A 14,443-nucleotide genomic window follows, 5' to 3' on the forward strand; every position below is an offset into this window, starting at 1 on the left:
CGCGTGCTCGCACCCCATATTTCCGTCGTCAACCTCGGCTGCCGTGTCAACCGGGTTGAGTCTGACCGTATCACTGCCGATCTTATGCGCTTGGGCTTTGCTATGGTGGAGCCCCAGGATGCCGATCTGATCGTCATTAACACTTGTGCCGTTACGGGCGAGGCCGAGGCCAAGACCCGTAAGGCCGTCCGCCATGCGCTGGCCCATCCAAACGAGCCCTATGTGGTCGTGACCGGATGCGTGGTCAATTTGCATCCCGAGGAGCTGTCGGAGTTTTCGGATCGCGTGATTGCCGAGCCGTCCAAGATAGATGTCGCCGAACGTGTATGCGAGGTGCTGGGTGTTGAGTCCGATAGCGTTCCCGCCTGCAGCGATGGCGAGGTGGTCGATGCGCTCGGTCGCTCTCGCCTGGGCGTGAAGATTCAGGATGGCTGCAACCATCGCTGCACCTATTGCATTGTGTGGAAGGCGCGCGGCCCCGAGCGCTCCGTGCCCGTCGAGTCCGTGCTCGAGCAAGTTCGCGAGGCCCAGGAGGCCGGCGTGCCCGAGGTGGTGCTGACCGGTGTGAACCTGGGTGCCTACGATGGCAAGAGCGCGACCGACGAGCACGTCGAAATCGATGAGCTGCTCGAGGCCATCATGGAGCGCACGTCTATTCCGCATGTGCGCATTTCCTCGGTCGAGCCCATGGATATCTCCGAGCGCCTGCTTAAGGTTATGGCGCGCTACCCGCAGCGTATCGCCCCGTTTTTGCACCTGCCCGTGCAGTCCGGCTGTACGGCGACCCTGCATCGCATGGGCCGTCCCTATAGCGCCGAAGCCTTTGAGGACACGGTGCGTATGATTCGCGCCAACTTGCCCCAGGCGTCCCTTTCGTGCGATGTCATCGTCGGTTTTCCTGGTGAGACGGACGAGGAGTTCGAGGAGTCGCTGGCGCTGTGCCGCCGTGTGGGTTTCTCGCGTATGCACGTGTTCCGCTACAGCAAGCGTCCCGGTACCCTTGCTGCCGACATGCCCGACCAGGTGCCGCCCGAGGTCATGGCCGAGCGTAGCCGTCGTATGCGAGCCGCGGCGCAGGAGCTTGCCATTGCCGACGCTCGCCGTCGCGTGGGCACCGTTGAGCGTGCCGTGCTCGAGTATGGCGACAACCTGACGCTTGGTTCGTTCCATCATGCCCGTCTAGACGATACCAGTGGACTCACAGCCCCGTGCCTGCTCGATGTTGCTATCATCGGAGTCGATGATTCCGGCTTGGTCCATGCACGCAGGGAGGTTCATGGAAGCCTCGAAGATTAGACTTACCGTTCCTGGGGGAATTGACCCCTCGCGCGTTTTGGGTGCCGGCGACGGCGTCCTTCGTGCGCTGGAGAGCTTGGTTCGCGCCCACGTGGTCGCCCGTGGCGACAGCATCGCCGTGAGCGGTGACCCGGACGAGGTCGAGCTCGTGGCGCGCTTTTTCGAGCACGCTTTCCGCGAGGCGGCCGCCGGACGCACACTGTCTGTCGACGATGTCTCTCGCTGCCTTGCCGTCTTGCGCGACGGTGAGCACGAGGCTACGTCGCTTCGCGATGATGTGCTGCTTTCGTATCGCGGTCGCGCCATTCGCCCCAAGACGCTCGGCCAAAAGCGCTACGTGGATGCCATCCGCTCGCATACCATCACGTTTGGCCTGGGTCCTGCCGGTACCGGTAAGACCTATCTGGCCATGGCGCTCGCCGTTGCCGCGCTCAAGCGTCACGAGGTGGGCCGTCTGATCTTGACGCGTCCGGTTGTCGAGGCGGGGGAGAATTTGGGCTTTTTGCCCGGCACCCTCGAGGAAAAGATCGACCCTTACATGCGTCCGCTCTACGATGCCTTGTTTGACATGATGGACCGTGAACGCACCGATGAGCTCATGGAGCGTGGCGTGATTGAGATTGCCCCGCTTGCCTACATGCGCGGCCGAACGCTGAGCGACGCCTTCGTGGTACTCGACGAGGCACAAAACACCACGCCTGAGCAGATGAAGATGTTCCTGACGCGCTTGGGTTTTAACTCCAAGTTTGTGATTACCGGCGATTTGAGCCAGCGCGACCTGGTGGGTCGTCGCGGAGGTCTTGCCGACGTCGAGAAGATTCTGGGCCGTGTCGACGATGTGGCATTTTCGCACCTGGAGCGCGCCGATGTGGTGCGCCATGCCCTGGTGGGCAGGATCGTCGAGGCCTATGATGCGTATGATGACGTGCGTGAGCAGCGCTCGCGCGACCGAAAGGAGTCCCGTTGAGTGTATTGATCAGCAACGATGCCGAGCTCGATACGCTGCTCGACGCCCAGGAGGTTGAGCACATTTGCGCGTTTGTGCTTGCGGCGGAGGGCGTTGAGCGTGAAGTCGAGATTTCCCTTTCGTATGTCGACGAGGACGAGATGCACGAGCTCAACCACGAGTGGCGCGGTATCGACCGCACCACCGATGTGCTCTCGTTTGAGTGCGACTCTGCCTTTGACGAGGATATTCCCGCCGACGAGACGATCGAGCTCGGCGATATTATCTTGGCCCCGCAGGTCATCGCCCGTCAGGCTCCCGGTTTTGGCAACAGTCCCGCCGACGAGTGCCGGTTGATGCTCGTGCACGGCATGCTGCACCTGCTGGGCTATGACCACATCGAGGACGACGAGGCTGAGGTCATGGAGGCCCGCGAGGATGCCATCCTGCGCGATCTGGCGCTCGAGCGCGGCGAGGACCCCAAGTTGGTCCACGTCGGTCCCATCACCAACCATGCCCACGACTAGGAGCCGTCTATGATTCCCGGATCGAACAAGGACCATCCGTCCTTTTTAAAGTCGTTCTCCTACGCCATGGAGGGCTTTGTCACCGCCGTCAAAACCGAGCGCAACATCAAAGTCATGCTCGTGGCGGGCGTGTGTACCGTCATTGCCGGCTGCATTGTCGGCCTCGACATTGCCGAGTGGGCCACGGTTATCATCTGCTGTGGCCTGGTGATTCACGGCGAGCTGTGCAATACCGCTATGGAGGCGATCGTCGACCTGGCGACCCAGGAACTTCATCCGCTGGCAAAGCGCGCCAAGGATATCGCCGCCGCTTCCGTGTACGTTCTTTCCATTACCGCCGCAATCGTGGGCCTGCTAGTCTTTGCCCACGCGCTTGGCTTTATTTAGAAAGGGATTCCCATGTCCGACAATATGCAGCCTACTGACGAGGTTTTGGACGACGAGGTTCTCGATGAGGTCGAGGATACCGATTCGCTTGACGAGGTCGAGGAATTCGACCCGTTTGAGGGTATGAGCGACGAGGAGCTCGATGCCCTATGTGACGAGGACGAGACGTCTCTGGGCTTTGGCGATGTGGAGCCCGGTTTTCGCAGCGGCTTTTTGGCCCTGGTCGGTCGTCCCAACGCCGGTAAGTCCACGCTGCTCAACGCCTGCTATGGCAAAAAGGTCGCCATTACCTCTCCGGTGGCCCAGACGACTCGCCGCCGCATGCGCGCTGTGGTTAACCGCCCTGGCTATCAGCTGGTCTTTGTCGATACCCCGGGTATTCATAAGCCCAAGGACGGTCTGGGCTCCGAGCTCAACAAAAGCGCCCTGTTCGAGCTCAACGACGTTGACGTCGTCGCGTTTTTGATTGATGCCACCAAGCCCATCGGCAGGGGAGACGCCTGGGTTGCCGAGCGCGTCAGATGCGCCCGTTGCAAGAAAGTCCTGGTGCTCACCAAGGCCGATGAGGCCGACCCCGCGCAGGTCATGGAGCAGCTTAAGGCAGCGCATGAGCTTATGGAATACGACGACGAGATCGTGACCTCGTCGGTGAAGAACTTCAACGTCGACGCCTTCATCGAGACCGTTGCCCACTTTTTGCCCGAGGGCCCGCGTTGGTTCCCCGAAGACATGGGTACCGATGCTTCCGACGAGACGCTTGTTGCCGAGTTTGTGCGCGAGAAGGTCTTGCGCCGCACCCGCGACGAGATCCCGCACTCCGTTGGCGTGATCTGCGATGCGCTCGAGCAGACCAAGAAGGTGCTGCGCGTGCACGCCACCATTTACGTCGAGCGCGAGGGTCAAAAGGGCATCATCATCGGCAAGGGCGGCGAGATGATCAAGCATATCGGTATCGACGCCCGTCGCGATCTTGAGCGCATCTTTGGCACGCAGGTCTTTTTGGAGCTGGACGTGAAGGTCAAGGCCGGCTGGCGCGACGACGAGGCCCAGATTCGCCGCTTTGGCTACAACGCCGAGGATTAGTTTTCGTCAATGGCAGGCTCTCGCACATATCGCACGAAGGTGCTCGTCCTCGACAAGACGAAGCTCAAGGAGACCGACCTGATTTTGACGATGCTTGACGAGCGAGGCCGCCAGGTGCGTGCCGTGGCAAAGGGCGCGCGCAAGCCTGGCGGTCGCTTGGCGGCGCGCTGCGAGCTGTTCTGCACGGTTGATATGCTGCTCGCGCACGGACGCTCGCTCGACATCGTGTCGCAGGCCGAGTTGTTGGAGGCTCCCCTCGGCGCCGCCCCCGATTACGAGACGACCTGTGCGGCCAGTGCGATTGCCGAGGTCGCGCGCGTATGTTCGTTTGAGGATGCCGAGGATCCGTTTACCTTTGCCATTTCCTCGCGCGCCTTGGAACTTGTGGGCGGCGGCCTCGATACGGCGCGCATGGACCTCCTGGTAGCCGCCTTTGTTTTTAAGCTGCTGTCGCATATCGGGTATCGTCCTGATTTTTCTGCCTGCGTGTCGTGCGGCGACCCTATGCTGTCGTATTTTTCGCCCCAGGCCGGCGGGCTCATGTGCGGGTCGTGCGCGTCGAGCGTTCCGGGTGCCGAACTGGTGTCGACCAGCGAGGTCGCATGGCTGCGCGCCCTCATGTCCATGACCTTCGACGAGCTTATGGATCAAAGGATCGACCCGCATACTGCGGCGTTTTTGCTCGGGCTTTCGCATGTCTGGGCGGTAACACATACCGACCAGCGGCTCCGTGCGATGGAATTCATGTTGGGTCGGTGATGATGCGCAGGCGCACGCCGCTTGTGGTAACATACCGACCTGTTGGTACCTCGACCTTGGATGCTCGCTCCACCGGCGGCTTCCCAGTCCGAGGCGAATAGAGTCGCCCGCGGGCGACGTAAAATGAAAGGTGAAACAATGACTGTTTCCAAAGAGCGCAAGGCGGAGCTGACTGCCCAGTTCGGTAACACCCCGGTCGACACCGGTAACCCCAAGGTTCAGGTTGCCATCCTGTCTGAGCGTATCAAGGAGCTGACCGAGCACATGAAGTCCCACCAGAAGGACTTCCACACCCGTCGTGGTCTGCTTATGCTCGTCGGCCGTCGTCGTCGTCTTCTCTCCTACATCAAGAAGAACGACATCGTCGAGTACCGTGAGCTCATCAAGGCTCTGGGCATCCGCGACAACATCCAGTAGGATTTGTACATGCTAAGAGCGTCCTGCGCAGCGGGGCGCTCTTTTTGTGTAAGGGCGTGAACAATCACACTCTGAAGCGTGGCGGGGGCAGGGGGCCCGCGTCACATGAGAAGCCCGCAGGCAAGGGGCCTGTGGGGTAAAGGAGAACAATGACACTCGTATCCAAGACCTTTGAGCTGTACGGCAAGACCTACACCTTTGAGTCCGGCGAACTTGCCAAGCAGGCCACCGGCGCCTGTCTGGTCAAGCAGGGCGACACCACGATGCTCGACACCGTGGTTGTCTCCAAGGAGCGTAAGAACTACGACTTCTTTCCGCTGACCGTCGACTTCAACGAGAAGATGTACGCCGCCGGCCGCATCCCGGGTGGCTACCTCAAGCGTGAGGGCCGTCCCAGCGAGAAGGCCACGCTCACGGCTCGTATGATCGACCGCCCGATCCGCCCGAGCTTCCCGGACGGCTTCCGCAACGAGGTGCATATCGTCGCCACCTCGCTCGTCGCTGACCAGGTCAACCCCTTCGACGTCATCAACGTCATGGGTGCTTCTCTGGCCATGACGCTCGGCGGCGTGCCCTTTGAGGGTCCGCTTGCCTGCGTGCGCATCGGTCGCAACGTGGAGACCGGCGAGTTTATCGTCAACCCCACCTATGAGGAGCGCGAGAACTCCGATCTGGACCTGGAGCTGGGCGGCTCTGCCGACTTCATCTCGATGGTCGAGGCCGGCGCCGAGGAGATCTCCGAGGACGACATGCTCGCCGCCATGAAGTTTGGTCAGGAGGCCCTTGCTGCTTTCTGCCAGGCTCAGGATGAGTTCGTCGCCGAGTGGGAGCAGGTCAACGGCCCCATCGTCAAGAAGGAGTACCCGCTCGACCAGCCCGTCGAGGAGGTCCAGGAGCGCATCTTCGCCCACTACGACGAGATGGCAGCCGCCCTTCGCGACGCCGACAAGCTCTCCCGTATCGGTAAGGTCGAGGCTCTGAAGGAGTCCATCCGCGCCGAGTTCACCGAGGAGGAGCAGGCCGCTTGGGAGCGCGAGATCCCCGTGGCGCTCAAGAAGCTCGAGAAGAAGGCCATGCGCACCATGGTCGTCGAGACCGGTGAGCGCGTCGATGGTCGTGCCGCCGATGAGATCCGTCCCATCATGGTGAAGGACAACTACCTGCCGCTCGTTCACGGCTCCGGCCTGTTCCAGCGCGGTCAGACCCAGGTGCTCTCCGTCCTGTCGCTCGGCATGCTCAACGAGGGCCAGCGTCTGGACACCATCGAGCCCACCGAGGGCAAGCGCTACATGCACCACTACAACTTCCCGCCGTTCTGCACCGGTGAGACCGGCCGCATGGGCAGCCCCAAGCGCCGCGAGATCGGTCACGGCAACCTGGCAGAGCGCGCTCTGCTTCCGGTGCTTCCCGACGAGAACGAGTTCCCCTACGCCATCCGCGTCGTCTCCGAGGTCATGGAGTCCAACGGTTCCTCTTCGATGGCTTCGACCTGCGGTTCCACGCTCGCCCTTATGGACGGCGGCGTGCCCATTAAGCGCCCGGTCTCCGGTATCGCCATGGGCCTGATTCAGGAGGAGGGCAAGACCGTGGTCCTGTCCGACATCCAGGGTCTCGAGGACTTCCTGGGCGACATGGACTTTAAGGTCACCGGCACCACCGAGGGTATCACCGCCCTGCAGATGGACAACAAGGCCACCGGCCTCACCTTCGACATCTTGGCCCGCGCCCTGCAGCAGGCCAAGGAGGGTCGCGCCTTCATCCTGCAGAAGATGCTCGATGTGATCCCCGAGCCGCGCCACACTACGCGCAGCACCGCTCCGCGCATCGTCTCCATCCAGGTTCCGACCGACAAGATCCGCGACGTCATCGGTTCCGGCGGCAAGGTCATCCGCGGCATCCAGGACGAGACTGGCGCTTCGGTTGACATCCAGGAGGACGGCACCGTCTTTGTCGGTGGCACCGGCGAGTCCGTGGACCAGGCTGTCGAGCGCATCAAGCTCATCATCAAGGTTCCCGAGCCGGGCGAGGAGTACACCGGTCGCGTAGTCTCCATCCAGCCCTTCGGCGCCTTCGTGAACCTGCTGCCCGGTAAGGACGGCCTGCTGCACATCTCCCGCGTCGCCAAGGGCCGCGTGGAGAAGGTCGAGGATGTTCTCAACGTGGGCGACGAGGTCAAGGTCGTCGTCATTGAGGTTGACGACCGCGGCAAGATCTCGCTCGATCGTCTGGATAAGCCCGAGGCCCCTGCTCGCGCCGAGGGTGCCTCCGAGGGCGACGGCGAGCACTTCCAGCGCCGCGAGCGTCCGCGTCGCGAGCGCTCCGAGCGCAACGACCGTCCGCGCCGTCCCGGCGACAACGGAGGCCGCAAGCCCCGCCGTCACCACGACGCCGAGTAACAGCTAGACATAAGCAGCTCAACAAGGGCGACTCCGTACAGGGGTCGCCCTTTTGCTTGCGACCGGGAGGGATGCATATGAAGTTTCCTGCTCTACAGTTCTGTGCAAGACGGAAAGCACATTAAGTGCTTTCCTTTGCGTGCGGAACACGCGATAAACTTCATATGCGTCCCTCCCGGTCGCAAGCAAAAGGGCTGGTTAGTGCCGCTCGCTATTCAGTTAGACAGTCTATTCAGTGGCCAGATTTCAGATCAGTAGATAGATGCAGCAGCATTTCTTCAGCTAAAACCTACCAAAATAAACCTGTCCCTTATTGGTAGGTTTCCCGTGGGGCGGGCACTGATGAAGTTTATCGCGAGTTCCGCACGAACAGGAGGCCACTTAATGTGGCCTCCGTCGTGAGCAGGACTGTAGAGCAGGAAACTTAGCCCGTGCCAGGGCCGCTGAGACCAGACCGGCGGGATACACAGGTTCAGATGGGGCTTTGATGCATGGGTGGTCTGTTGTTGTGCAAATGGGTATCATACTGTGGTTATTGCATCGACTCTGCGATGCATGTTTGTACGTTCCCGGCGGTCGGTTTGCCAGAAGCGCCCCGTCGGTTGTTCCAGACCCGTTTCGAAGAAAGGAAACCACACGAACCTATGGCAGCTAAAAAATCATCTCCCTTGAAGATCATCCCGCTCGGCGGCCTTGACGGCATCGGTAAGAACATGACGGTCTTCGAGTGCGGCGACGACATGGTGCTCGTCGACGCCGGTCTCATGTTCCCTGACGACTCCCAGCCCGGTATCGACCTGGTGCTTCCCGACTACACCTATGTTCTGGAGAACGAGGAGAAGCTCCGCGGTATCGTCGTCACCCACGGCCACGAGGACCACACCGGTTCGCTTCCGTACCTGCTGCAGGACCTCAACAACAAGGTGCCCATCTTTTCGAGCAAGCTGACGCTTGGCTTTATCGAGGGCAAGCTTTCTGAGTTCCGCATCCGCGCACCCAAATTCCGCGAGGTCAAGGGTGGCAGCCATGTCAACCTTGGCGGCATCTCGCTCGACTTCTTCTCGATGACGCACTCCATCCCCGGCGCTCTGGGCGTGTTCATCCGCACCAATCAGGGCACCGTTATGCACACCGGCGACTTTAAGCTCGACCAGACGCCCATCGACGGCGTCACGCCCGACTATGCCGCTATCAGCCGCTTTGCCAAGCAGGGCATCGACCTGCTGCTTTCTGACTCCACCAACGCCACGGTTCCCGGCTTTACCAAGTCTGAGGCCGAGGTTGGTCCCAACCTGCTGCACGCCATCAAGAACGCCCCTGGTCGCGTGTTCGTCGCATCGTTCTCGAGCCACATCCATCGTTTGCAGCAGATCTGCGATGCCGCCCGCAAGTGCGGCCGTAAGGTCGTTGTGACCGGTCGCTCCATGCTCACTAACACCCGCGTGGCGCGCGAGCTTGGCTACCTCAACATCGACGACGCCGATATCATCGATGCCTTTGACATTGATAACCTGCCTGACGACAAGATCGTCGTCATGTGCACCGGTTCGCAGGGCGAGCCGCTGTCGGCCCTGTCCCGCATGGCCAATGGCGAGCACAAGACGCTCTCTATCCACGAGGGCGATACCGTCATCCTCTCGGCAACTCCTGTTCCCGGCAATGAGAAAGCCGTCCAGCAGGTCGTCAACAGCCTTGCTAAGCTCGGCTGCGACGTGTGGGATAAGAACCGCGCTCTCGTCCACGTCTCGGGCCACGGTAGCCAGGAGGAGCTCAAGCTCCTGATGGCCATGGCCAAGCCCACGTACTTTATGCCGGTTCACGGTGAGGCCGTGCATCTGCGCGCCCATGCCCAGCTTGCTCGCAAGATGGGTCTCAAGGACGATCATATCTTTATCCTCGACAACGGCGACACGCTCGAGATGCGCGGCGGTATCGTTAAGCGCGGTACGCCCGTCGAGTCCGGCGTCGTTTACGTCGACGGCCTGCGTATCGGCGATACTGACCCCATCGTCTTGCGCGATCGCCAGAAGCTCGCCAACGACGGTATGGTTACCGCTGTTGCCATCGTCTCGCTCAAGCACAAGAAGATCGAGGCCATCGAGTTCTCGGGCCGCGGTGTCTCGTTTGCCATCGACGACCAGTTCTCCGAGGATGCCTCCGCGTCCATCATGAAGACGATCGAGAAGGGCAAGTTTAGCTTTACGAGCAGCGGTTCCGATGCCATTCGCAAGGCCGTGCGTGATTCGCTCTCCAACTTTATTTGGAGCCGTACGCGCACCCGTCCGATGATCATCCCGGTCGTCATGGAGGTTTAGTTTGGCGCGCGGATCTGCACAAAACGCCAAAGGCAATAAGGCCAATAACCAACCGGCATCTGCTAGGGGTGCCGGTTCCCATCTGCGTGCCAATAAGGGTCACGAGTCCGAGTTCGATGATTTCGAGCCCTTGGTCGAGCCTTCGGCCAACCGCGATATCGCCGGCGTGGTCATTGCCGTCTTGGCGATTGCGTCCTTTATTGCCGTGATTTCGCCGGCGACTGCGCCCGTTACGGCTGCGGTTGCCGGTTTCTACCACTTGGGCTTTGGTCTGGGCGCCTACGTGCTGCCGATCGTCATTTTGCTGTTTGCCGCCACGCTCTTTTTAGGCGAGGACTCGCCGCTCAACGCGCGCTCTGTTGCGGGCGGCGCCGTGGTCTTTATCGCCGTCGTCTCCATTCTTTCGTTGATGGTGCCAGGTACGAGCGACTCGTACGACCTTATGTTCACGCCGCAAAATCTGTCCGCCTCGGGTGGCTACATTGGTGCGTTTATTGCGAGTGCGCTGCAGAATGCCCTGGGTAAGCCTATCGCGATGGTGGTCCTGTTGGGCCTTGTCGTCGTGGGCCTGGTCATCATCGGCTTTTCGGTGGGCGGCGTTTTGCGCTCTGCTCGCGACCGTGCGGCTGATTTTGCCGAGCGCCGTCGTGCCGATGTTAACGCGAGTCCGTGGGGTGACGATGAGGCCCTGTCGGTGCCCGGCGTTGCCCGTCCTCACCTGAGCATTCTTCGTCAAAAGGGCTCCGATGCTGCCGTGACCACGGTCATGGGCAACGATGTGGACCCGGTTTTGGACGATGACGACGAGGACGAGGATCCGTTTGTCGACGTGTCCGATGCCGTGGAAGCTGAGCGCGCTAAGACGACGCTGTTGCCGCGCCGCCATGCCAAGAAGGGCAAGGCTGCGCCCAAACTCAATACGAGTGAGCCCGACCCGTCTTGGTCCGAGAGCGAGATTGAGCTCACCGAGGGCGATGACGAGGACGACGAGGCTCCGATTGAGACCGCAAAGACAACTTTGCTGCCGCGTCGCCATGCAAAGCGCGACCAGGTAACCGGTCAGCTTTCGATGGAAGACGACCCCGATAAGATCGACGAGTCCGAGCCGCCGTTTGCCGTGAATCCTGTCTCGGCAGCACCTCAGATCCCCGACTTCTTGAAGCATCCCAAGGTTGCCGATGCGCCTGCCTTGAGTGCTGTCGAATCGGCTGCGGCTAGCGATGGGGGAGCGGACGGCGGCGCCGCAGATAACGAGGGCGAAGAAGAGGACGGCCTCAAACTTCCGCCACTTGAGATTCTGCATGCCAACCCGCAGTCGGCTTCCTCCGCGTCTTCTGACAAGGAGCTGGAACAGACTGCCGAGTCGCTTCAGTCTACCTTGCTGGAGTTTGGTCGTAGTGCCCGCGTGGTCGGCTGGATCGCCGGCCCCACGGTCACGACCTTTAAGCTGCAACCTGGCGAGGGCGAGCGCGTGAGCAAGATCTCGAGCCTCGAGGACGATATCGCGCTTTCGCTCGCTGCCCAGTCGGTGCGTATCTTTGCCCCGATCCCCGGCACCTCGCTCGTTGGTATCGAGATCCCCAATCGCAAGCGCCAGAACGTCAACCTGGGCGACGTGCTGCCCTATGTGAAGGGCGGTCCGCTCGAGCTGGCCATCGGTCGAGATGCCGAGGGTACGCCGGTCGTCGCCGACCTTGCCAAGATGCCCCACCTGCTTATTGCCGGTACGACCGGTTCCGGTAAGTCGGTCATGATCAACTCCATCATTACGACTCTGCTCATGCGCGCCCTTCCCGAGGACGTTCGCCTGATCATGGTCGACCCCAAGCGCGTCGAGCTCGCGGGCTATAACGGTCTGCCGCATCTTTACGTGCCTGTAGTGACCGAGCCCAAGCAGGCCGCGAGCGCTCTGCAATGGGCCGTGTCCGAGATGGAGCGTCGTCTGAAGGTCTTCGAGCGCCTTAACGTGCGTAAGATCTCGACCTACAACGAAAAGCAGGCCGCCGGCGAGTTTGAGCATTACGACAATCCGCCGCAAAAGATGCCCTACCTGGTCATCATCATCGACGAGCTCTCGGACCTGATGATGGTTGCCGGCAAGGATGTCGAGGCCTCGATCGTGCGTATCGCCCAGCTGGGCCGTGCCGCCGGTATTCACCTCATCGTGGCTACGCAGCGTCCGAGCTCCAACGTGGTGACGGGCCTTATCAAGGCCAACATTACCAACCGTATCGCCTTTAACGTCGCCACGGGCATCGACTCGCGCGTCATCATTGACCAGATGGGTGCCGAAAAGCTCACCGGTTTGGGCGACATGCTGTTCTCCAAGGTCGACTGGGGCAAGCCTCGCCGTATCCAGGGCTGCTTTGTCTCGGATGACGAAATCAACGAGATTGTCGAGTTCGTCAAGTCGCAGAGCGAGCCCGACTACCACGAGGAGATCCTGTCTGCCGTGGCGCCCGCTTCCATGTCCATGGCGGGTGGTGGCGGCATTGTCCGTACCGGAGTCGCCGAGCCGCAAGACGATGATCCGCTCATTTGGGAAGCCGCCCATATTGTGGTGGAATCTCAGCTTGGCTCCACATCTGGCCTGCAACGTCGTCTGAAGGTTGGCTATGCGCGTGCCGGGCGTATTATGGACATGCTGGAAGAAAAGGGTGTCGTCGGTCCGCCCGACGGTTCCAAGCCGCGTGAGGTCCTGTTGGACGAGGAGGGGCTTGCCGCGCTGGAATCTGTCGATGCCGAGATGGCACGTGAAGATCGTGAGTTTGGAGGATTCTGATGGCTGCACGCTTTGGTGACATGCTGCTTGAGCAGCGTCGCCGAATGGGCCTTTCCATTCAGCAGGTCGCCAACACCATCAAAATCAGGCCGCAGATCATCGAGTTTTTCGAGACCGGTAACTTTGCTTCGATGCCGCCGCGCGGCTATGCGCAGGGCATGATTTCGAGCTATGCTCGCTTTTTGGGCCTCAATCCGCGCGAGGTCGTCAATGCCTACTTTGACGACCTGATGGCTTACGAACGCGAGACGTCGCAGCAGGGCGGTCGTTTTCAGGACGCCGCCGGCTACGTTAATTCGCGTTCCTCGGTCGATAACGGGCGCTTCCTGATGGTTCAGGGCGGTCGTTCGACCCGCTATGGACAGCGTCCTCAGCAGGCCGGTTATATTACCGAGACGGGTTCGGGCGAGGAGATTCGCTCACAGCGTGACCGGTTCCGCAGCACGCCGATGCCCGAGGACCGTGCACTTCCCGCTGCCCGCGGCGTGGCGCGTGACCCTCGTGCCGGCTACGGCGACGGCGGCTATTCCGATCGCGGTTACCGTGGTGCCTCTACGGGACGTTCTCGCGGAGGCTATGCGGACGCCGATACCACGCAGGTGACGCCGCGTCTTCGCTCTCAATCACAGCCGTATGGCCAGCGCTCTTCGGCTCCGCGTTCGGCCCAGCGTGGCTATCAAGGCCGCGGTGAACTTGCGCCCCGCTCGGGTCAGCGCAGCCTTCAGGGCCAGGGTGGCTATCGCGGCCGTTCCGATAGCAATCGTGGTCGTATGCCTCAGGGAGGCGGCCGCAGCAGTTCCAATCGTGGACGCGGCGGATCACGTACTCCTCAAAACAACGGGCTCGATCCGCGTATCGTCTACGCCGGCATCGGTGCCGTTGCGCTGCTGTTGGTTGTGCTCATCGTGGTGCTTCTGCGCGGCTGCGCATCTTCGGCGCCCGAGACCACGCCCGAGACGCCCACTGCCACCAAGACAACGACTAAGAAGTCTTCCAAGAAGACCGAAACGGTCGACGAGGACGAAGACACCGATGAGGCGACGGATGAGTCGACTGACTCGGACACTACCAAGACGACGGCCAAGAAGGAAGAGAACGAGGTCACGAAGGTCAAAGTCTCCGTTGCCAAGGGAAAGACCGCGTGGATTGAGGTCAAGGTCGACGGCAAGTCGGTCTATGGCGCCCAGGCGACTGGCCCCTTTGAGCAGGAGTACACGCCCGAGTCCTCGATCGAGATCACCACATCCAAGCCTTCCGACGTCACCGTTACCAAGAACGGCGAAAAGGTCCGCTACGACACCAAGACCTCGGGCGTGGCGCGTGTGACGATCACCGTTCCCAAGAAGGAGACCACCGACTCCGAGAATGGTGAACGTACTGATGGTACCGACACCACCGATGGTACCGACACCACCGACGGTACCGATGCCCAGTCCACGGATGGCGCCGATACCGCAACTGACGGTCAGACGCCCACCGATTCTACCGACTATTCGTACGATAGCTACTAAGCCGCTCGTACGCGAAAGGAAACA

At 61.1% G+C, this 14,443-nt stretch carries 11 protein-coding genes; all 11 read left to right on the forward strand.

Going from position 1 to position 14,443, the window contains the following annotated elements; all coding sequences use genetic code 11:
• Positions 1 to 3 precede the first annotated feature (3 nt).
• The 11 genes from ACKUTP_RS06410 to ACKUTP_RS06460 all read left to right on the forward strand — a co-directional run bounded on the left by ACKUTP_RS06410 (position 4) and on the right by ACKUTP_RS06460 (position 14,419).
• Positions 4 to 1,296 carry a MiaB/RimO family radical SAM methylthiotransferase gene (locus ACKUTP_RS06410; protein ID WP_409063842.1) on the forward strand — a complete coding sequence of 431 codons (1,293 nt, stop codon included), beginning with the start codon at positions 4 to 6 and terminating at the stop codon, positions 1,294 to 1,296.
• Positions 1,277 to 2,263 (forward strand): PhoH family protein, encoded by a 987-nt coding sequence (locus ACKUTP_RS06415; protein ID WP_409063843.1) that lies wholly within the window; start codon positions 1,277 to 1,279, stop codon positions 2,261 to 2,263. The genes ACKUTP_RS06410 and ACKUTP_RS06415 overlap by 20 nt, the downstream gene beginning before the upstream one ends.
• A complete protein-coding gene (gene ybeY / locus ACKUTP_RS06420) occupies positions 2,260 to 2,769 on the forward strand; it encodes an rRNA maturation RNase YbeY (RefSeq protein ID WP_409063844.1) in 510 nt (169 codons plus the stop codon). Before ACKUTP_RS06415 ends, ybeY begins: the two co-directional genes overlap by 4 nt.
• 9 nt (positions 2,770 to 2,778) lie before the next feature.
• Complete coding sequence (locus ACKUTP_RS06425; protein WP_195544426.1) at positions 2,779 to 3,156, forward strand: diacylglycerol kinase family protein; 378 nt, start codon at positions 2,779 to 2,781, stop codon at positions 3,154 to 3,156.
• 12 nt (positions 3,157 to 3,168) lie between these two features.
• Positions 3,169 to 4,239 carry a GTPase Era gene (gene era, locus ACKUTP_RS06430; protein WP_409063845.1) on the forward strand — a complete coding sequence of 357 codons (1,071 nt, stop codon included), beginning with the start codon at positions 3,169 to 3,171 and terminating at the stop codon, positions 4,237 to 4,239.
• A 9-nt stretch (positions 4,240 to 4,248) separates the two neighbouring features.
• Entirely contained in the window at positions 4,249 to 4,998 is a 750-nt protein-coding gene (gene recO, locus ACKUTP_RS06435; protein ID WP_409063846.1) for a DNA repair protein RecO, read from the forward strand.
• Positions 4,999 to 5,136: 138 nt separating this feature from the next.
• Positions 5,137 to 5,415, forward strand: a complete 279-nt coding sequence (rpsO, locus tag ACKUTP_RS06440) for a 30S ribosomal protein S15 (RefSeq protein WP_035138510.1) — start codon at positions 5,137 to 5,139, stop codon at positions 5,413 to 5,415.
• Positions 5,416 to 5,564: 149 nt separating this feature from the next.
• Complete coding sequence (locus ACKUTP_RS06445; RefSeq protein ID WP_409063847.1) at positions 5,565 to 7,811, forward strand: polyribonucleotide nucleotidyltransferase; 2,247 nt, start codon at positions 5,565 to 5,567, stop codon at positions 7,809 to 7,811.
• 644 nt (positions 7,812 to 8,455) lie between these two features.
• Positions 8,456 to 10,126 carry a ribonuclease J gene (locus tag ACKUTP_RS06450; RefSeq protein ID WP_022094702.1) on the forward strand — a complete coding sequence of 557 codons (1,671 nt, stop codon included), beginning with the start codon at positions 8,456 to 8,458 and terminating at the stop codon, positions 10,124 to 10,126.
• Between the two features lies 1 nt (position 10,127).
• Positions 10,128 to 12,908 (forward strand): DNA translocase FtsK 4TM domain-containing protein, encoded by a 2,781-nt coding sequence (locus ACKUTP_RS06455; RefSeq protein WP_409063848.1) that lies wholly within the window; start codon positions 10,128 to 10,130, stop codon positions 12,906 to 12,908.
• On the forward strand, positions 12,908 to 14,419 hold the full coding sequence (locus tag ACKUTP_RS06460; protein ID WP_409063849.1) for a RodZ domain-containing protein: 1,512 nt from the start codon (positions 12,908 to 12,910) through the stop codon (positions 14,417 to 14,419). Before ACKUTP_RS06455 ends, ACKUTP_RS06460 begins: the two co-directional genes overlap by 1 nt.
• The last annotated feature ends 24 nt before the right edge of the window (positions 14,420 to 14,443 follow it).

It is taken from the genome of Collinsella sp. wc0529, from assembly GCF_046116875.1.
GTDB lineage: Bacteria > Actinomycetota > Coriobacteriia > Coriobacteriales > Coriobacteriaceae > Collinsella.

What these genes read in the sequence shown, in the direction of transcription:
- ACKUTP_RS06415 (WP_409063843.1), top strand. Translation starts at nt 1,277, where the DNA reads ATGGAAGCCTCGAAGATTAGACTTACCGTTCCTGGGGGAATTGACCCC.
- rpsO (WP_035138510.1), top strand. Translation starts at nt 5,137, where the DNA reads ATGACTGTTTCCAAAGAGCGCAAGGCGGAGCTGACTGCCCAGTTCGGT.
- ACKUTP_RS06425 (WP_195544426.1), top strand. Translation starts at nt 2,779, where the DNA reads ATGATTCCCGGATCGAACAAGGACCATCCGTCCTTTTTAAAGTCGTTC.
- ACKUTP_RS06450 (WP_022094702.1), top strand. Translation starts at nt 8,456, where the DNA reads ATGGCAGCTAAAAAATCATCTCCCTTGAAGATCATCCCGCTCGGCGGC.
- ACKUTP_RS06460 (WP_409063849.1), top strand. Translation starts at nt 12,908, where the DNA reads ATGGCTGCACGCTTTGGTGACATGCTGCTTGAGCAGCGTCGCCGAATG.
- recO (WP_409063846.1), top strand. Translation starts at nt 4,249, where the DNA reads ATGGCAGGCTCTCGCACATATCGCACGAAGGTGCTCGTCCTCGACAAG.
- era (WP_409063845.1), top strand. Translation starts at nt 3,169, where the DNA reads ATGTCCGACAATATGCAGCCTACTGACGAGGTTTTGGACGACGAGGTT.
- ACKUTP_RS06445 (WP_409063847.1), top strand. Translation starts at nt 5,565, where the DNA reads ATGACACTCGTATCCAAGACCTTTGAGCTGTACGGCAAGACCTACACC.